The sequence below is a fragment of the Ferrovibrio sp. genome (assembly GCF_019636075.1).
Taxonomy (GTDB): domain Bacteria; phylum Pseudomonadota; class Alphaproteobacteria; order Ferrovibrionales; family Ferrovibrionaceae; genus Ferrovibrio.
The window spans coordinates 1-18,298 of record NZ_JAHBYG010000024.1; the positions used below are offsets into that span (position 1 = coordinate 1).

Below are 18,298 nucleotides of genomic sequence, written 5' to 3' on the forward strand. Positions count from 1 at the left end.
CAACGAGGCCAAGACCGGCCAGTTCGAGCGCACCTTGATCGTGGTGGATAAGGGCGCTTACGTTTCCTACCTCGAAGGCTGCACCGCGCCGATGCGCGATGAGAACCAGCTGCATGCCGCCGTGGTGGAACTTGTTGCGCTGGAGGATGCGGAAATCCGCTATGCCACAGTGCAGAACTGGTATCCCGGCGACAAGGATGGCAAGGGCGGCATCTATAATTTCGTCACCAAGCGCGGCGCCTGTCGCGGTGCGCGCTCGAAGATTTCCTGGACCCAGGTGGAAACCGGCTCGGCCATCACCTGGAAATATCCCAGCGTGATTTTGCAGGGCGACCACAGCGTGGGCGAATTCTATTCGGTGGCGGTGGTCAACAATGCGCAGCAGGCCGATACCGGCACCAAGATGATCCATCTCGGCGCCAACACCAAATCCACCATCGTTTCCAAGGGCATTTCCGCCGGCCGGGCGCAGAATACCTATCGCGGCCTGGTGCGCATGAGCAGCAAGGCGGCCAATGCGCGCAATTATTCGCAATGCGACAGCCTGCTGATCGGCGAACGCTGCGGCGGCCATACCGTGCCGTATATCGAGGTGAAGAACCGCAGCGCCAAGGTGGAGCATGAAGCCACCACCTCGCGGATTTCCGACGACCAGCTTTTTTATTGCCGCCAGCGCGGCCTGTCGCAGGAAGATGCGGTGTCCACCATCGTGAACGGTTTCTGCAAGGAAGTGCTGCAGAAGCTGCCGATGGAATTCGCCGTCGAGGCGCAGAAATTGTTGGGCGTCAGCCTTGAAGGATCGGTGGGCTAAATGAGTACCATTCTGGAAATCCGCAATCTGCATGCCACGGTGGATGGCAAGGCCATCCTTAACGGCATCGATCTCACCATCCGGCCCGGCGAGGTGCATGCCATCATGGGGCCGAATGGCTCGGGCAAGTCCACGCTGTCTTATGTTCTCTCCGGCCGCGACGGCTATGAGGTGACGGATGGCGATATCCTGCTGGATGGCCAGAGCCTGCTCGGCCTGCCGGCGGAGGATCGCGCGCGCGAAGGCCTGTTCCTGGCCTTCCAGTATCCGGTTGAGATTCCCGGCGTGGCCAATGCGGTGTTTCTGCGTTCGGCGGTGAATGCCGTGCGCCGGCATCGCGGTCAGCCCGAACTGGATGCGATGAGCTTTCTGAAAACCGCCAAGGCGCGCATGAAGCAGTTGCAGATGGATGAGAAATTCCTGCAACGCCCAGTGAATGTCGGCTTTTCGGGCGGCGAGAAGAAGCGCAACGAGGTGTTCCAGATGCTGATGCTGGAACCCCGCATGATGATCCTGGATGAAACCGACAGCGGCCTGGATATCGATGCACTGAAGATCGTGGCCGAAGGCGTGAACGCCCTGCGCGGGCCCGAGCGTTCGGCGCTGGTGATCACGCATTACCAGCGTTTGCTGGATTACATCGTGCCGGATTTCGTGCATGTGCTGGCCAAAGGCCGCATCGTGAAATCCGGCGGCAAGGAACTGGCGCTTGAGCTGGAAGCCAAGGGCTATGGCGATATTCTGGGCGAGGCGGCATGAGCGGCTTTGCCGAAAAGCTGGGCGCGCTCGCCGGCGGCCTGCCGCAGGATGCAGCTACGCCGCTGCGCCAGGCCGGGCTTGCGGCCTTTCGGCGCCATGGCCTGCCGCATAAGCGGCTGGAGGATTGGAAATTCACCGGCCTTGGCGATCTCGATCGTAACGATTGGCGGCTGGCCGCCAATGATGCCACACCGTTCGGCACGTTGCCCCCAGATGCGAGCCTGAAGCCATTGGCCGAGGCCGTTGCCGGCGAACCCGGCCTGCTGGATCTGCTGATGCCGGAAACCACGGCATCGGCGGCTATGGCGGCGCTGAATGCCGGTTTGCTGCGCAACGCCTGGCTGCTGGATATCGCGCCGGGCGCACAGCTGAGCCAGCCGATCACGCTGGCGCATCGCGGCGTAGCCGGCCAGCTTGAGAATATCACGCTGTTCATGCGGCTCGGGCAGGGCGCCCAGGCCAGCTTGCTGGAAAGCCATCAGGGAGCGGGCTGGTATAACGGCGTGCTGCGGCTGCGGCTGGCGCAGAATGCGGTGCTGGAACATGCCCGGCTGCAAACCGGCGGCAAGGATGCCTATCACACCGCCTTGCTGGATGTGCACCTGGCCCAAGGCGCGCGCTATCGCCATGCCTCGCTGCTTGCCGGCGCCGGCTTGGCGCGCCATGAAATGCAGGTCTGCCTGGCGGGCGAGGCGGCGGAAGCCGATATTTCCGGCCTGGCCTTGCCGCGCGGCGATGGCCATCTCGATCATTCGCTGCGGCTGGAACATGCCGCTGCCCATTGCCGTTCGGCGCAGCTTTTCAAGAATGCGGTGGACGAGGCCGGCCATGCGGTTTTCCAGGGCCGCATACGCGTGGCGCCCGGCGCCCAGCGCACCGATGCCCAACAGCTTTGCCGCACCCTGCTGCTCTCCGATGAAGCCCAGGTGGATACCAAGCCAGAGCTTGAGATTCTGGCCGATGATGTAAGCTGCAGCCATGGCGCCACGGTGGGCGACCTGGATGCGGGCATGCTGTTTTACATGCAGGCGCGCGGCATTCCCGCCGAAACCGCGCGCCGCCTGCTGCTGCAAGGCTTTGCCGAGGAAATCACCCAGGCATTGGAAGACGACGCGCTGCGGGCGCCGTTTGCCGATGCCGTTGCGCATGGCCTGGGGTCTGCCGCATGAATGCCGCTTTCGATATCGCCCGTATCCGCGCCGACTTCCCGATCCTGAACGAGACGGTTTACGGCAAGCCGCTGGTGTTTCTGGATAGCGGCGCCAGCGCGCAGAAGCCGCGCCAGGTGCTGGAGGCGATGACCAAGGCGTATGAAAAGCATTACGCCAATGTGCATCGCGGCATCTATCGCCTGAGCCAGGATGCCACCGATGCCTTCGAGGCGGCGCGCGAAACCGTGCGGCGTTTCATCAACGCGGCCGAAACCCGCGAGGTGATCTTCACCCGCAATTCCACCGAGGCGATCAACCTGGTGGCCAATTCCTACGGCTGGGGCATGCTCAAGCCGGGCGACGAGGTGCTGATCACCCATCTGGAGCATCACGCCAATATCGTGCCCTGGCAATTGCTGCGCGACCGCCACGGCATCGTGCTGAAAGTGGCGCCGATCGACGATGACGGCCAGTTGATCTGGGACGAATTCGACAAGCTGCTCACCGACCGGGTGAAGCTGGTCGGCATGGCGCATGTGTCCAACACGCTGGGCACGGTGCTGCCGGTGGCCGAGGCGATCAAGCTGGCCCATGCGCGCGGCGCCAAGGTGCTGATCGATGGCAGCCAGGCCGTGCAGCATATGCCGGTGGACATGCAGGCGCTGGATGCGGATTTCTATGTCTTCACCGGGCATAAGCTGTATGGCCCCACCGGCATCGGCGTGCTGTATGGCAAGGCGGCCTTGCTGGAGGCCATGCCGCCCTGGCAGGGCGGCGGCGACATGATCCTGTCGGTCACTTTCGAGAAAAGCGAATGGGCCGACCTGCCGCATAAATTCGAGGCCGGCACACCGGCTTTCGTGGAGGCCGTCGGTCTGGCCGCCGCGATTGACTATGTGCAATCGGTGGGCCTGGATGCCATCGCGGCGCACGAGCATGACCTGACCGAATACGCCACAAGGCGGCTGAGTGCGATCAACAGCTTGCGTATCGTCGGCACCGCGCCGGGCAAGGCCGGGGTGATCTCTTTTGTGCTGGGGGGTATTCACCCGCACGATATCGGCACCATATTGGACCGCGAAGGCATCGCCGTGCGGGTTGGCCAGCATTGCGCCCATCCGGTGATGGAGCGGTATAACGTGCCCGCCACGGTGCGGGCCAGTTTCGGCATGTACAACACCCGGGCAGAGGTGGATGCGCTTTGCGACGGGTTGCGGCGGGTGATGGAGATTTTCGGCTGATGGACGCGCAGCAGCAGGCGACGACAAGTGTCAGCCCCGACGAGATGCGGGAGAAGGTGGTCGACCAGATTCGCACGGTGTTCGACCCGGAAATCCCGGTCAACATCTTTGAGCTGGGGCTGATTTATAACGTGGATGTCACCGCCGGCATGGATGTGCTGGTGGAGATGACGCTCACCTCGCCCAATTGCCCGGCGGCGCAATCCATGCCGGCGGAAGTGGAGCAGAAGGTGCGGTCCATCGACGGCATCGGCGAAGTGGTTGTGGAAGTGGTGTGGGATCCGCCATGGACGCAGGAGCATATGTCCGAGGCGGCCCGGCTCGAACTGGGCATCATGTGAGAATACGAGGCTGAAACCATGGCACGCGTATTACCCAAACCTGTCACCCTCACCGACGCAGCCGCCGACCGCGTGCGCGCCCTGATGGCCAAAAGCGACAAGCCCGTGGTGGGCTTGCGCATAGGTATCAAGTCGCGCGGCTGTTCGGGCATGGCCTACGATGTCAGCTATGCCGAAGAGAAGGGCAAGTTCGACGAGGTGATCGAGGATAAGGGCGTCACTGTGCTGATCGACCCGAAGGCGCAGATGTTCCTGTTCGGCACCGAGATCGACTGGGTGGAAGACAAGCTGCAAGCCGGCTTCGTGTTCCGCAATCCCAACGAAAAAGGCCGCTGCGGCTGCGGCGAAAGCTTCCACGTATAGTCATTCAGGCGGGGAGTGTTTCGGATCGGCGATGGTAGTTGGGCAGCTTTGAATAATCAAGAAGCCGTTAAATTCAGTCCTCTACTCCCCATCTTTTCCGCAATCGTATGAATTCGGCGTAAGCTTCTGCAAAGCGCGAAATTTTTGCGGAAAGAAATAGACCGCTAGGTTTTGTAAGTAAAATTTCTCCCTGATGTATTTGCTTCCATGCCGTCTGTTCTTGGCGCAGAACGATCGTGCAATAAGACTCTGAACATTGATCGAACTGCAATGCCTCATTGGTATCTATTCGATAAAGTTGGTTTGATATCGGCTTGATATCAGGCGAAAGCAACAAAGTTGTATCGTCTTTTCCGCGTCCAACCAGAACCAAAAGACGACCTAAACTTCTGTGCATACTTTCGTGATATAGATTTGTAGCCATAAAGCATTGCGATTTATCTGTGATCTTGTCGCGTGTGCAGATAATTTCCCAATTACTAATTACAGCGCTTTCAGGGCCGTATTCATTCTTTCCAGCAGGCGCCTGGCGAGCGATTGTTTCTGCTTGGGTTCTTTCGGCATCGCTCCGCCTGAATTCTGCGGCTGCCTTTTGGCGTTCAATTTCTTCGTCAGCAAGAAGTTTCTTTGCGGTTTCTAGGTCATAGCCTAAGCACAGCAGGGAATGAGGATAGAGCTTACAATTGCGCGATAGCCTCGTATCCTGTGTGTAGGCATCCTGGCCCCCGCCGAGAATGGCAATGATAGCTGCTATTGCCAGTAGCGTGATCTTTGGCTTCATGGATTGCTCTCTCCAAGCGCTGAGATCGTTGTAATGGAGCATAAAGTTGTATGCAGGTTATAGGCGAGACCAATAATGCGCGGCATCTAAAATAGAAATATATGTTATACTTATACTCTTAATGGTGTATAATTCACAAACAGTCGAGTCGCTTTCTGTTATCTCGCGCGAAGGCCCTTATAGGGGTGTTGCGCTCGCTCTGGGGAGAGCTGAATGACCAATTATTATGTGAACAAGAATGCTCAAGCGAATGGGGACCACGAAGTCCATACTGATAGCTGCACATATTTACCCGCCGCGCATAACAGGCTTTATTTAGGAGACTTTGTGACCTGTCACGGCGCAGTTGTTCAAGCAAGATTGACATATCCCCAATCGAACGGCTGCAAGTGGTGCAGCCCCGCCTGCCATACGAGCTGATGTTGATTTCAGCGGCCTGCATGGACCGCCGGGACAAGCTTGGCGGTGGTTGGGAGCAGTCTCGCCTTGCCTTGCCTACAATGTATCAGCCTGCCGGCTTATGCGGATGCTGGCGGCGCTTGTAGATCATGTAGCGGTCGAAATCCATGAACAGGTCGTAATCCTCGAAGCGCTTGGCGAAGAGCGGATTGCGCATGAAATATTCCAGATAGTCGAATGTATCGCCCTGGCAGCGCGGGATGCCGGCCACCTTGTCCACGATCAGGAGCGACGGCTTCTTCTTGTAGAAATCCTCCGCCACCGAGCGGAACACGAAAGCCTCGGCGCGGGTCATCGCTTCGGGCGGATTATACAGCGGCGCGAATTCGTCGCAGCCGGCATAGGCGCCCTGCAGCACCCACATGCTTTCAAAGCGCATGGTCATGCGCATATCGGCATAATTCAGCAGCGGGAAATGCGGATAGATGCCGGGCGAGAGCACCAGCACGCGGCCGTTATAGGCCTCCTGCTTCAGGATATGCAGCAGGGTGGGCATTTCGGAGGCGGCATATTCCTGCTGCTTGAAGAACGGCCGGGCATGCAGGCTTTCCTGGTAGAACACCAGCACCATCAACACGGCGGCAAACAGGCGCGGCGCGCTTTTGGGATTCTGGCCGGCGATGGTGTCTTGCTGCCGGCCGCGGATATGGCGCGGCCAGATCTGATGATCCATCACATGGGCGATGATCACGCCGGCCAGCAGCAGGGTGAAAACCTGCGCCGGCAACACCTGGTAGGGCCAGCCCTTGCCCTGGGCATAGGCCGAGATCAGGCCGCCGATGCCGGCCAGCCAGATCACCCGCGCCAGATCCGAGCGCAGCACGAACCAGGCCAGGATGCCCAAGAAGGGCAGCGCGAAAGTGGGCGGGCCTACATGCTGGTTCAGCGCCAGATCGATCCAGCTCCAGTTGCTCACCTCGCTGTAGAACTCGGCAGCGATCGGCAGCGCGATGCTGAAATATTCCGGCGTCACGAACACGGCGAACAGCGCATGCGCCACGCCGATGGCCAGCATCGCCCAGGGGGCGGGATCGTTCAGGGCGCTGCGCAGGCTTTCCCGCCGCGCGGTGCGCACCAGCACATAGCATTCCACCAGCGCCGGAATGCCGATGAAATACGGTTTCATCGCAAAGCCCAGCCCGGCGGCCAGGCCCGATAGCAGCCGCAGCCGGAAGCTCAGCACTTCGCCCTGGGCACGGCCCGAGGCGATCAGCAGATACGGCATGGCCAGCACCAGCATGATGTGTTCGCGCTGGCCGAAGGCATTGTTGGGATACACGATCAGCAGAAACAGCAGCAGCAGCGGCAGCAGCGCATCCGATGTGGCGTGATCGGGATCCAGGCTGCCCGACAATACGCGGCGGCAGGCGATGAAGCTGGCGGCGATGCCCAGGCCCAGGCAGGCCACCAGCATGGTGGCGCCCTGCAGGCCGGTCAGCTTCGACAGCAGCTCGGGCAGCAGATGCAGCACGAAGACCAGCGGGGTGTTCATGTCGATGGCATCGACATAGAGCTTGCCGCCGCCCAGCCACACCTTGGCGATATAGAGCAGCACCGCCGTATCGTGGTTGATCGGCGGGAAGAAGTAGCCGACGATCCACAGGCAGCACAGCGCGATCAGAAAACCATGCAGCAGGCGCGGCCAATCCAGCCCGCTCGCCCATTTCAAGGGCGGCGATATCTGCTCCTGGGCTTGTTGCCGGTGCTGCGGTGCGGCAGCAGACGGCTTTTCGGCGGCGTGGCTTTCGGTCATAACGGTTCCGTCGCCGGTTTCCGGGGGCGCCGGTTTTCCGGGCCGGGCGGTTCCCGGGCCGGAGTTTCAGGCGGTGCGGCGAGTTTGGCGCGCATTGGTAAAGCATTCACTACGGCGAGAATCAAGGGAATCCGGCGCCATGGAGCGCGATGAATATTATCGGATGGCGGAATTGGAGGCGGCGATGTGGTGGTATCGCGCCCTTCATGCCCATTTGGCGGCCGATCTGGCGGGATTGCGGCTGCCGGCCGGCGCCCGGCTGCTGGATGCCGGCTGCGGCACTGGCGGCCTGCTGCGCTACCTGAACGACGCATTGCCCGGCCTGGCGCCCGAAGGCGTGGAATTCGATCCCGAGGCCGCCGCCCTGGCGCGGCAGAAATCCGGCCGCCCGGTGGTGGTGGGTTCGGTGAATGCCCTGCCTTATGCCCCGGCCAGTTTCGATGCCATCGTTTCGGCCGATGTGCTTTGCCATGCCGGGGTGCAGCCCGGTCAGGCCTGGGCGGAATGGTTGCGCTGCCTGAAGCCGGGCGGCTGGCTGCTGCTCAATCTGCCGGCCTATGGCTGGATGGCTTCGGCCCATGACCGCCACGTGCATAACGCCCGGCGCTACACGGCCTCGGGGGCCAAGGCTGAAGCGCTTGCGGCCGGTTTCGCGCCGGTGCGCGCCGGCTATTGGAACAGCCTGCTGTTTCCTCTAATGCTGCTGCACCGGCTTACATCCGGCACCAAGCAGAGCAGCGATGTGCAGGCCTATCCGCCCTGGCTGGATGCGTCGCTGTTCGCGGTTACCGCGCTGGAACGCCGGCTGCATGGTATGAATATCCGGCTGCCGTTCGGCGGCTCGGTCTGGTTACTGGCGCAGAAGCCATCTTGAGGCAGCAATGAATCCACAACCAGCCTTCAACCTCTCCATCGTGGTGCCGGTCTATAACGGCGCCAGCAGCGTGCCCACCCTGGTGGAGGCGCTGGCCGGCCTGGACGTGCCGCCCATCGTCGATGCCGATGGAGTGCAGGGCGGCGGCCTGGAGATCGTGCTGGTCAACGATTGCAGCCCCGACAATTCCCTCGATGTCTGCCGCGCGCTCTGCGCCGCCAACAGCGTGGCGCTGACGGTGGTGAACCTGTCGCGGAATTACGGCGAGCATAACGCGGTGATGGCGGGCCTGAGCCATGCCCGCGGCGCCTATATCATCACCATGGACGACGATCTGCAGAACCCGCCCGAGGAAGTGTTGCGGCTGTGGCACCATGCCGCCGCCAACCAGTATGACGTGGTCTACACTTACTATGCCGAGAAGCAGCACGAGGCCTGGCGCAATCTCGGCAGCCGCTTCACCAACTGGTGCGCGGATTACCTGCTCGACAAGCCCAAGGGCCTGTATCTCTCCAGTTTCCGCTGCATCAGCGCCTTCGTGGCGCGCGAGGTGACGCGCCATAACGGGCCGTTCCCTTATGTGGATGGCCTGATCATGCAGATCACCCAGAAGATCGGCCGCCTGCAGGTCAGCCATCTGGCGCGCGCCGAGGGCCGCAGCAACTACACCTTGCCGCGCCTGCTGCGCCTGTTCCTGTCGATGTTCCTGAATTTCTCGGTGATCCCGCTGCGGGTCGGCACGCTGATCGGCGTGGCCATGGCCGGCCTGGGCGTGCTCGGCTTTCTCGTGGTGCTGATCGAGGCAATGATCTCCAGCGCCACGCCTGCGGGCTGGGCCTCGCTGATGTCGGCGGTGCTGCTGCTGGCCGGCGTGCAGTTGATCATGCTGGGCCTGGTGGGCGAATATCTCGGCCGCATGTTCATCACCATCAACGACCGGCCGCAATTTACCGTGCGCGATGTAACGCGCAATGAGAAAGCAAGCGTGCGCGATGTAACGCGCAATGCCAAGGCCGAACAACCCGGGAGCCAGGCATGATGGCGGGCATGACGCTGGTCTATGTGGTTCTGGCTGCCGGCATCCTGCTCGGTGTGGCTGGGCAGATGCTGCTGAAATCCGGCGCGGGTTCGGAAAGCCTGATCGGGCAATTCCTGGCGCCGCAATCCATCATCGGCCTGGCGCTCTATTTCGCCGCCGCCATCTGCTACATGTTCGCCCTGCGCAAACTGCCGGTTTCGGTGGCGTTTCCCGCCGTGTCGCTCAGCTATGTGGTGGTGGCGCTGGCGGCCTATTGGCTGTTCGACGAACCGTTGGGCGTGGCCAAGCTGCTCGGTATCGCATTGATCTGCGCCGGCGTGATCCTGGTGGTGCGCACGGCCTGACGTCTTCTCTATGCGTCATGCCCGTACTTGTTACGGGCATCCATTGTTGAACAGCTTTGCGGCGTCAGGCATGGACCCTCGCAACAAGTGCGAGGCTGACGATTGAAAGCCCTCTAGTGAATTTGGCCGCCTAAACACTGGCCCTTACGGCCGCGATCACCTGGTCCACCTGGGCGTCGGATAGCTGCGGAAACATCGGCAGGCTGATCACGCGCAAGGCGGCCGCCTCGGTGCGCTTCAGGCCACCCACACCCAGCGGCACGCGGCCCAGATAGGCCGGCTGCAGATGTACCGGCACCGGATAATGCACCAGCGTGCTCACGCCGCGCTCGCTCAGTTTGGTGCGCAGGGCCTCGCGGTTTTCGGTTTCGATCACGTATTGATGGTACACCGGCATGGCGCCGGGCCGGGTGCGCGGCAGGCTGATCGCCTTCACATCGGCCAGGCCGGCATCGTAACGCGCGGCGATGGCGCGGCGGCGGTCGGTATCGACCTGCAACCGCGTCAGCTTCACCCGCAGGATGGCGGCTTGCAGCGGATCGAGCCGGCTGTTCATGCCGCTGATGGCGCTCACATAGCGCTCGCGCCAGCCATATTCGCGCAACTCGCGCAGCCGGGCATCCAATGCGGCATCGTCGGTGGTGATGATGCCGCCATCGCCGATGGCGCCGAGATTCTTGGTGGGATACAGGCTGTAGGCGGAAAGCTTGCCCCAATGGCCGATGCCGATGCCGTTCAGCCTGGCGCCATGCGCCTGCGAGCCGTCTTCCAGGATGGCGAGGCCATGCTTTTCGGCGATGGCGGCAATCGCCGGCATGTCGGCGGCCTGGCCGTAGAGATGCACCGGGATGATGGCTTTCGGCCTGGCGGCAGTTGCGGGCCAGGCGTTCAGCGTGGCTTCCAGTTGCGCCGGATCCAGGCCATAGCTGGCATCCACATCCAGCAGCAAAGCCTGTGCGCCGGTGAGTTCGATGGCGGCCACGGTGGCGACGGCGGTGTGCGAGACGGTGATGACGCAATCGCCGGGGCCGATATCCAGCGCACGCAGCGCCAGGATCAATGCATCGGTGCCGCTGGCCACGGCAATGCCATGGCGGGCATCGGCGAAGGCGGCGAATTCGCGCTCGAAGGCTGCCACTTCCTCGCCCAGGATATAGCGCCCGCCATCCAGCACACGCTGGATCGCGGCATCGATTTCGGCGCGCTGCGCCAGATAGCCGGCCTTCGGATCGGTCTGCGGAATCATCGTGTGTTTGCCTTACAGATAGAACGCCGTATTGGCGTGATAGAATTCAAGCGTGCGCAGCAGGCCGTCTTCCAGGCTGAAACGTGGCTGCCAGCCGCTGGCAGTGCGGAAGGCGCTGTCGTCGCAATAATAATCGCCGATGTCGATCTTCTTGCGTTCGGCGGGAAATTCCTTGCGCAGGAAACGGCCAGACCCGGCCAGCTTCACCAGCAGGTCGGCCAGGTCGTCCAGAGTGATCGAGGGATGCCCGCCGATATTGTAGACCTTGCCGATGGTGGCTTCGGCCTGGGCGCAATGCAGCGCCGCTTCCACCAGATCTTCCACATAGCTGAAATCGCGCCGCTGGGTGCCGCCCCATACTTCGAAGGTGCCATTCTCGATCACATGGCGGATCCAGATGCCGAGGAAGGTCTGCTTGGCATCGCGGATACGCATGCGCGGACCATACACGTTGGTCAGCCGCAGCGCGGTGATCGGCATGCCATACACCTTGGCATACAGCGTGTGATACTGCTCGGCGGCCAGCTTGTGGATGCCGTTTATGTCGGGCGGGTTGAGCGGATGGTTTTCATCCACCGGCAGATAGCGCGGCGCGCCGTAGAATTGCCGGGTGCTGGAAAACACCATGCGGGCTGTCGGGTTCACGCGCCGCACCAGTTCGATGAAGCGCAGATTGGCCACCTGGTTCAGCGCCATGTCTTCCAGCGGCTGCTGCATCGAATCCATATGCGAGGTCTGCCCCGCGAAGTTGAAAATCACCTTCGCGGCGGCCACGGCTTGCTGGATGGCATTGTCGGCGCCGATATCGGCCTCGATCAGCGCGATCGGCCGCGATGGCTGCGAGAGGTTGTAGGGATTGGCGCCATAGCCCGCCAGCATGCGGTCCACCACCGTTACCTCGGCGCCCAGATCGGCCAGCCGCCGCGCCAGGTTGGATCCGATGAAGCCCGCGCCGCCGGTGACCAACACCGGCAGGCCACGCCAGAATGCAGAATCGTAAGCCATGTTGACTGCCACCGACACTCTCTCAAGCCTGGCTGTGCGGCCAGGCGCATTGCGTATACCCCGGCTGGGGTAACTGCCTTACAACAGGGGCTGATTATGGCGCTATTAGGGCATTAAATGCCAGGGCTGGGGCCGAATGGCCATGCCCGCTCTTGAATAGAACCGCCGGGCACGGCAAAGTGCCGCCGATGCTTTGCCCCTGGAAGATATCCCGCCGAACCATCGCAACGATGGGCCTGGCCGCCATCGGCATGTTCGGCCTTTCCGGCTGTGCCAGCCAGGGGCTGACCGATCCCTATTTCATCACGGTGGCCAATCAGACCGTGGACAAGCAGACCCAGCAGGCGCTGTTCTCGATCTGCTACAACAAGGTGCTGCATACGCCGGAATCCCTCACCGCCCTGGTGCGCCAGCATTGCGCCAATCCGCAATTGCGCTACAACGGCAGCGACCTGGAGCGCTGCTCGCTCTCGGCGCCGGCCCGGGCCACCTATGCCTGCACCGCGATCAGCCGCACGGCGGCCGAGGCAAAGCCCAACCTGCCGGAATCAGACAACTTCTCTGGCGCAATCATCTTTTGAAGCTACAGCCCAGAGCATAGGCCGTGCATATCGAAATCCGCAAAACGCTTCTGGCCTGTCCTGTCGCCCTCACGATGGCGGGCGCCTGCCTGATGGTGCCGCTTTCGGCGCCTGGCCTGGCGCCGCTGGCCGGGCTGGGCGGATTGGCCGCCTGGATATTGCTGGCCCGTGCCGGCCTGTTGCGCCAGGCCATGCTGCTGCCGGCCAGCCTGATCCTGTTCGGCATTCTGCTGCTGGCTTTTGCCAGCGCGCTCTGGGCGGTGGATCCCAAGGGCAGCCTGGAGGCCATACGCGGCATCAGCGCGGTGGGGATTGCCGTGATTGGCCTGCTGGCTGCGGCCAGCCTGGCACCGGTTGGCGGTTTCGCTCCGGTGGCCGACCCGGAAGAGGCGGCCTTGCTGCCCAGGGTGATAATCTGGTGCTACTTGCTGCTGGCAGGTTTTCTGCTTGTCGAATATGGCAGCCACGGCGCCATCCGTCGCAGCCTGGAGGGGCTGTTGCGGGCCAGCCCCGAGCTATGGACGGCCGGCATGCTGAATCGCGCCAACGTGGCCGCCTGCCTGCTGGTCTGGCCGGCCGCTTTCGCTGCCCGCGCCAGCGGCCTGCCGCGGATTGCCTTCGGCATCCTGGTGGCCGTGGTGGCGCTCGGCTATGTCAGCGATCAGGTGACGGCGCTGCCGGCTATCCTGTGGGGCCTGCTGATGGCGCTGGCGGTTTATGCGCTGGGCCGCATCGCCGTGCATTTCCTGGCCGGCAGCGCGGTGTTGGGCACGCTGATATTTCCCTGGCTGCCGGGCTGGCTGTTCACCGCCGAGGGGGTGACAAGCTGGATGCCGGAATTGCGCTTCTCGATGTTTCACCGGCTGCACATTTGGGAATTCGCCGCCGCCCGCATCGCCGAGAAGCCCTGGCTGGGCTGGGGCCTGGATGGTTCGCGTGCGCTGCCTGGCGGCGAAACCGTATTCTACGGCAAGGCCACCTATATGCCGAACCATCCGCATAACGGTGTGCTGCATATCTGGCTCGAACTGGGCGTGCCGGGCGCGCTGCTGTTACTGGCTTTGCAAGTGCTGATCTGGCGCGCGCTGCTCAATCCGGCGCTGGACCGCACGGCACGGGCCGCTGCCTGCGGCCTTTATGCCACCGGCCTGGTGCATTTCGGCATCGCCTTCGGCATCTGGCAGAATTGGTGGGTGGGCCTGCTGGGCCTGTCCGCCGCCGCCATGATCCTGATGGCGCGCGGCGTATCCGCCGGCAAAACCCTTTAAAAAACCGCCAGCGCCTTAATGAATATTCCGGCCGCTTTCGCGGTCGTAGAGATGCACCTGCGCCATGTCGGCCACCAGGCTGGGGCGGCTGTTGTCGTGGAAGCCGGCGGTGCTGGGCAGGCGCACCACCACATCGGTGCCAGCGATCTTGCCATGCAGCAGGGTGTCGGCGCCCAGCTCCTCGGCCACATCCACCGCCAGGGTGAATTGTGCGCCCTGGCCCGGCTGCGCCACATGCATATTCTCGGGCCGGATTCCCAGGATATAGGCACCGGCCGGCGTGCCGCGCAGCCGCTCGGGCAAGGCAAGGCTGGTACCGTCATCCAGCACGGCCTGGCCGGCTTCCACTTTGCAGGGCACGAAATTCATCGGCGGGCTGCCGATGAAGCCGCCCACATAGGTGGTGGCGGGATTGGAATACACTTCCGCCGGGCTGCCGATCTGTTCGGCGCGGCCCTGGTTCATCACGATCAGGCGGTCGGCCAGGGTCATGGCTTCCACCTGATCGTGGGTCACGTAGATCGAGGTGACGCCCAGCTGTTGATGCAGGCGTTTGATCTCCAGCCGCATCTGCACGCGCAGCTTGGCATCGAGATTCGACAGCGGCTCGTCGAACAGGAACACGCTGGGTTCGCGCACGATGGCGCGACCCATCGCCACGCGCTGGCGCTGGCCGCCGGAAAGCTCGCGCGGGCGGCGTTGCAGATAGGGCTGCAATTGCAGGATATCGGCGGCGCGGTCCACGCGCTTCTGGATATCTGCCTTGCTCATGCCGCGGATGCGCAGGCCATAAGAGATATTCTCGAACACGCTCATATGCGGGTAGAGCGCATAATTCTGGAACACCATGGCGATGTCGCGGTCGCGCGGCTCGATATCGTTCACCACGCGGTCGCCGATGCCGATGCTGCCCTCGGTGATGGCTTCCAGGCCGGCGATCATGCGCAGCAGGGTGGATTTGCCGCAGCCCGATGGGCCGACGATGACAATGAATTCGCCATCCTTGATCTCGATATCCACGCCATGGATAACGCGGATTGAGCCGTAATTCTTCTTCACGCCTTGCAGCGAAACCTTAGCCATGGCGGATTACTTCTCCGTTTCCACGAGACCCTTGACGAACCAACGCTGCATCAGCAGCACCACGGCCACCGGCGGCAACAGCGCCAGCACCGCCATGCCCATGATCACCGGCCATTCATAGAAGGCATCAGGTGCGCGGATCAGGCGGCCGATGGCCAGCACGATGGTTTGATACTGGTAGTCGGATGCGATCAGCAGCGGCCACAGATACTGGTTCCAGCCATAGATGAACTGGATCACGAACATCGCGGCGATGCTGGTGCGGCTCAGCGGCACCAGCACATCCCAGAAAAACCGCATCGGGCCGGCGCCGTCGATACGCGCGGCTTCCACCAGTTCGTCGGGCACGGTCATGAAGAATTGCCGGAACAGGAAGGTGGCGGTGGCCGATGCGATCAGCGGCAGCACCAGGCCGGTATAGGTATCCAGCAGGCCCAGATCGGCCACGATCTTGTAGGTGGGGATGATGCGCACTTCCACCGGCAGCATCAGGGTGATGAAGATCATCCAGAAAAAGAAATTGCGCAGCGGAAAACGGAAATACACGATGGCGAAGGCGGATAGCAGCGAGATCACGATTTTGCCCACCGCGATCGATATCGCCATGATCATGCTGTTGCCCAGCAGCACAATGGCCGGCGTGGCGCCGCTCACGCCCACCATCTGCGGTCCGTCGAACAAAGCCTTGGCGGTGTTGGTCAGCAACTCGGCGCCCGGCAGCAGCGGCATCGGCGCCTGCGACAGACCCTCGATGGTATGCGAGGCGGCGATCACCGCCAGGTAGATCGGGAAGGCGACGATGAATATCGCCGCCAGCAGGATGAGGTGGCCGATCATGTCGGCTATGGGGCGGCGCTCGATCATCAGTAATGCACTTTGCGCTCGATATAGCGGAACTGAACCACCGTAAGGCCGATCACGATGGCCATCAGGATCACCGATTGCGCGGCAGAGCCGCCCAGATCCTGCGCCTCGAAGCCATCGTACCAGACCTTGTAGACCAGGATTTCGGTGGATTTGGCGGGGCCGCCGCGGGTGAGCGAATGCACCACGCCGAAGGTTTCGAAGAAGGCATAGACCACATTCACCACGATGAGGAAGAACAGCGTGGGCGACAGCAGCGGAAACACGATGGTCCAGAACCGGCGGAACGGTCCGGCGCCGTCGATGGCGGCAGCCTCGATCAGCGATTTCGGAATCGCCTGCAGGCCGGCCAGGAAGAACAGGAAATTATAGCTGATCTGTTTCCAGGTGGCGGCCACCACGATCACGAACATCGCCTGGTTGCCGTTGAGATGGAAATTCCAGTTCACGCCCATCTGGCCGAGCAGCCAGGCGAATACGCCGGGCCCGGGCAGGAACACGAAGCCCCACAGCGCGCCGGCCACGGCAGGCGCCACGGCATAGGGCCAGATCAGCAGGGTTTTATAGACCATGGTGCCGCGGATCAGGCGGTCGGCGGTCACGGCGAGCAGCAGCGAAATGCTCAGGCCCAGCACCGCGACCAGCGTGCTGAACAAAGCCGTCACCTTGAAGGAATTGGCGTAGTATTCGTCCTCGAACAGAAGCTGGAAATTCTCCAGCCCGACGAAATAGCTGGTGGTGCCGAAGGCATCCTCGCGCAGCACCGACTGCACGACGGCCTGGCTGGCTGGCCAGAAGAAAAAGACCAGCGTGATCGCTATCTGCGGGGCGACCAGCAGATAGGGCAGGAAGCGGTTTTGAAAGACGACGCGTTTTTCCATGGCGGACAAAGAAAAGCCCGCGCCTCATAAAGTCAAGGCGCGGGCTTCCTCATTCGGTGCGGATTAAACGGTTACGAGCGCTTGGCGTCGCGCTCGAACTGGCGGAGCAGGCGGTTGCCACGCTCCACGGCGGTGTCGAGCGCTTCCTTGGGCGACTTCTTGCCCGACCAGACGGCTTCCATTTCCTCATCCATCACGTCGCGGATCTGCACGAAATTCCCCAGGCGCAGGCCCTTGGAATTGGCGGTCGGGGGCTTGATCGCCATCTGCTGCACCGAGGTGTCGGTGCCCGGGTTGGCGGCGTAGAAGCCCTGCGCCTTGGTGGTTTCGTAGGCCATCGAGGTGATCGGCAGATAGCCGGTCACCTTATGCCACCACACCTGGTTCTCGGTCGAGCTCAGGTAATCGAAGAACTGGGCCACGCCCTTGTATTCCTCGGCCTTGTGCTTGGCCAACACCCACAGCGAAGCGCCGCCGATGATCGAGTTCTGCGGCGCGCCCTGCACGTCGCTGTAATAGGGCAGCATGGCGATGCCCCACTTGAACTTGGCGCCACGGGCAAAGGTGGCATAGCCGGCCGAACTTTCCATGTGGATGGCGCATTCGCCCGAGACGAACTTGGCGTTCGGCTCGTTCTTGCGGCCGCCATACACCATCAGGCCTTCCTTCATCCAGCCGGCCAGGTTGGAGATATGGCGCACATGCAGCGGGCTGTTGAACATCAGCTCGGTGTCGAAGCCATCGAAGCCGTTGGACTTGCTGGCGAACGGCACGTTATGCAGCGTGGAGAAATTCTCCAGCTGAATCCAGGTCTGCCAGTTGCTCTGGAACGGGCAGGTGGAGCCGGAAGCCTTCAGCTTGCGCAGCACCGGCTCGAATTCCTGCCAGGTACGCGGCGGCTTGTTCGGATCAAGGCCGGCCTTCTCGAAGGCGTCCTTGTTGTAATACATCACCGGCGTGGAGGAATTGAACGGATAGGACAGCATCTTGCCGTCCGACGTGCTGTAATAGCCGGTGACGGCGGAGATATAGCTGCCCGGATCGAACTTGAAGCCGTTCTGGGCCATCAATTCGTAAACCGGCTTGATGGCGGCGCGCGAGGCCATCATGGTGCCGGTGCCGACTTCGAAAACCTGCACGATATGCGGGCCCTTGCCGGCGCGATAGGCGGCCATGGCGGCGGTCAGCGTTTCCGGATAGCTGCCCTTGTTGACGGCAACCACCTTGTATTTGTCCTGGCCCTTGTTGAAGCCATCGGCAATCTCGTTCACGCGCTCGTTCAGCGCGCCGGTCATCGCATGCCACCATTGCAGCTCGATGCGGTTCTGGGCCTGGGCCAGGGCGGACGAGGCGGAGCCTGCCACAAGGGCGCCACCCACCAGCAAGGCCATTGCCAGCTTGCTGACGGCCGGGCGAGCGGAAATCCGTTCGGTTTTCATCGTATTGTCTCCAAT

Annotated in this window: 19 protein-coding genes; 11 read left to right on the forward strand and 8 right to left on the reverse strand. The window is 62.2% G+C overall.

Going from position 1 to position 18,298, the window contains the following annotated elements; all coding sequences use genetic code 11:
• The 6 genes from sufB to KF827_RS11375 all read left to right on the forward strand — a co-directional run.
• Window positions 1-811: Fe-S cluster assembly protein SufB (sufB, locus tag KF827_RS11350; protein ID WP_291005143.1), on the forward strand; the 811-nt coding region annotated here is incomplete at its 5' end.
• A 9-nt stretch (window positions 812-820) separates the two neighbouring features.
• Complete coding sequence (sufC, locus tag KF827_RS11355; RefSeq protein WP_291005320.1) at window positions 821-1,570, forward strand: Fe-S cluster assembly ATPase SufC; 750 nt, start codon at window positions 821-823, stop codon at window positions 1,568-1,570.
• Window positions 1,567-2,739: a Fe-S cluster assembly protein SufD gene (gene sufD, locus KF827_RS11360; RefSeq protein WP_291005150.1), complete on the forward strand. Its 1,173-nt coding sequence runs from the start codon at window positions 1,567-1,569 to the stop codon at window positions 2,737-2,739. Before sufC ends, sufD begins: the two co-directional genes overlap by 4 nt.
• Window positions 2,736-3,962, forward strand: coding sequence for a cysteine desulfurase (locus KF827_RS11365; protein WP_291005153.1), 1,227 nt, complete (start codon window positions 2,736-2,738; stop codon window positions 3,960-3,962). The genes sufD and KF827_RS11365 overlap by 4 nt, the downstream gene beginning before the upstream one ends.
• Entirely contained in the window at window positions 3,962-4,303 is a 342-nt protein-coding gene (locus tag KF827_RS11370; protein WP_291005156.1) for an SUF system Fe-S cluster assembly protein, read from the forward strand. Before KF827_RS11365 ends, KF827_RS11370 begins: the two co-directional genes overlap by 1 nt.
• An 18-nt stretch (window positions 4,304-4,321) precedes the next feature.
• Window positions 4,322-4,666: an iron-sulfur cluster assembly accessory protein gene (locus tag KF827_RS11375; RefSeq protein WP_291005160.1), complete on the forward strand. Its 345-nt coding sequence runs from the start codon at window positions 4,322-4,324 to the stop codon at window positions 4,664-4,666.
• Between the two features lie 73 nt (window positions 4,667-4,739).
• On the opposite strand, the gene KF827_RS11380 is transcribed toward KF827_RS11375, so the two are convergent.
• Together KF827_RS11380 and KF827_RS11385 are read right to left on the reverse strand one after the other, a co-directional pair.
• Entirely contained in the window at window positions 4,740-5,447 is a 708-nt protein-coding gene (locus tag KF827_RS11380; protein ID WP_291005163.1) for a hypothetical protein, read from the reverse strand.
• Window positions 5,448-5,952: 505 nt separating this feature from the next.
• Complete coding sequence (locus KF827_RS11385) at window positions 5,953-7,659, reverse strand: hypothetical protein (RefSeq protein WP_291005166.1); 1,707 nt, start codon at window positions 7,657-7,659, stop codon at window positions 5,953-5,955.
• Window positions 7,660-7,798: 139 nt separating this feature from the next.
• Between KF827_RS11385 and KF827_RS11390 the strand changes: the two genes are divergently transcribed.
• The 3 genes from KF827_RS11390 to KF827_RS11400 are packed head-to-tail and all read left to right on the forward strand — an operon-like array spanning window position 7,799 to window position 9,916.
• On the forward strand, window positions 7,799-8,533 hold the full coding sequence (locus KF827_RS11390) for a class I SAM-dependent methyltransferase (protein WP_291005168.1): 735 nt from the start codon (window positions 7,799-7,801) through the stop codon (window positions 8,531-8,533).
• 7 nt (window positions 8,534-8,540) lie between these two features.
• Window positions 8,541-9,572, forward strand: a complete 1,032-nt coding sequence (locus tag KF827_RS11395; RefSeq protein WP_291005170.1) for a glycosyltransferase family 2 protein — start codon at window positions 8,541-8,543, stop codon at window positions 9,570-9,572.
• A complete protein-coding gene (locus KF827_RS11400) occupies window positions 9,569-9,916 on the forward strand; it encodes an SMR family transporter (protein ID WP_291005173.1) in 348 nt (115 codons plus the stop codon). Before KF827_RS11395 ends, KF827_RS11400 begins: the two co-directional genes overlap by 4 nt.
• A 130-nt stretch (window positions 9,917-10,046) precedes the next feature.
• Here the strand turns inward: KF827_RS11400 and KF827_RS11405 are convergent, their stop codons facing one another.
• Together KF827_RS11405 and KF827_RS11410 are read right to left on the reverse strand one after the other, a co-directional pair.
• Window positions 10,047-11,162: a DegT/DnrJ/EryC1/StrS family aminotransferase gene (locus KF827_RS11405; protein WP_291005176.1), complete on the reverse strand. Its 1,116-nt coding sequence runs from the start codon at window positions 11,160-11,162 to the stop codon at window positions 10,047-10,049.
• A gap of 12 nt (window positions 11,163-11,174) precedes the next feature.
• The gene (locus tag KF827_RS11410; RefSeq protein WP_291005179.1) at window positions 11,175-12,167 is read right to left on the reverse strand and encodes an NAD(P)-dependent oxidoreductase; all 993 of its coding nucleotides are present in this window, start codon (window positions 12,165-12,167) and stop codon (window positions 11,175-11,177) included.
• A gap of 230 nt (window positions 12,168-12,397) precedes the next feature.
• Here KF827_RS11410 and KF827_RS11415 point away from each other — a divergent pair, with 230 nt between their 5' ends.
• Together KF827_RS11415 and KF827_RS11420 are read left to right on the forward strand one after the other, a co-directional pair.
• On the forward strand, window positions 12,398-12,748 hold the full coding sequence (locus tag KF827_RS11415; RefSeq protein ID WP_291005182.1) for a hypothetical protein: 351 nt from the start codon (window positions 12,398-12,400) through the stop codon (window positions 12,746-12,748).
• Between the two features lie 23 nt (window positions 12,749-12,771).
• Complete coding sequence (locus KF827_RS11420) at window positions 12,772-14,016, forward strand: O-antigen ligase family protein (protein WP_291005185.1); 1,245 nt, start codon at window positions 12,772-12,774, stop codon at window positions 14,014-14,016.
• Window positions 14,017-14,031: 15 nt separating this feature from the next.
• Here KF827_RS11420 and KF827_RS11425 read toward each other — a convergent pair whose 3' ends face one another.
• The 4 genes from KF827_RS11425 to ugpB all read right to left on the reverse strand — a co-directional run bounded on the left by KF827_RS11425 (window position 14,032) and on the right by ugpB (window position 18,283).
• Complete coding sequence (locus KF827_RS11425; protein ID WP_291005188.1) at window positions 14,032-15,099, reverse strand: sn-glycerol-3-phosphate import ATP-binding protein UgpC; 1,068 nt, start codon at window positions 15,097-15,099, stop codon at window positions 14,032-14,034.
• Window positions 15,100-15,105: 6 nt separating this feature from the next.
• The gene (gene ugpE / locus KF827_RS11430) at window positions 15,106-15,963 is read right to left on the reverse strand and encodes a sn-glycerol-3-phosphate ABC transporter permease UgpE (RefSeq protein WP_291005191.1); all 858 of its coding nucleotides are present in this window, start codon (window positions 15,961-15,963) and stop codon (window positions 15,106-15,108) included.
• Window positions 15,963-16,844 (reverse strand): sn-glycerol-3-phosphate ABC transporter permease UgpA, encoded by an 882-nt coding sequence (gene ugpA / locus KF827_RS11435; RefSeq protein ID WP_291005194.1) that lies wholly within the window; start codon window positions 16,842-16,844, stop codon window positions 15,963-15,965. Before ugpA ends, ugpE begins: the two co-directional genes overlap by 1 nt.
• Window positions 16,845-16,915: 71 nt before the next feature.
• Window positions 16,916-18,283 (reverse strand): sn-glycerol-3-phosphate ABC transporter substrate-binding protein UgpB, encoded by a 1,368-nt coding sequence (gene ugpB / locus KF827_RS11440; protein ID WP_291005197.1) that lies wholly within the window; start codon window positions 18,281-18,283, stop codon window positions 16,916-16,918.
• Between the last annotated feature and the right edge of the window lie 15 nt (window positions 18,284-18,298).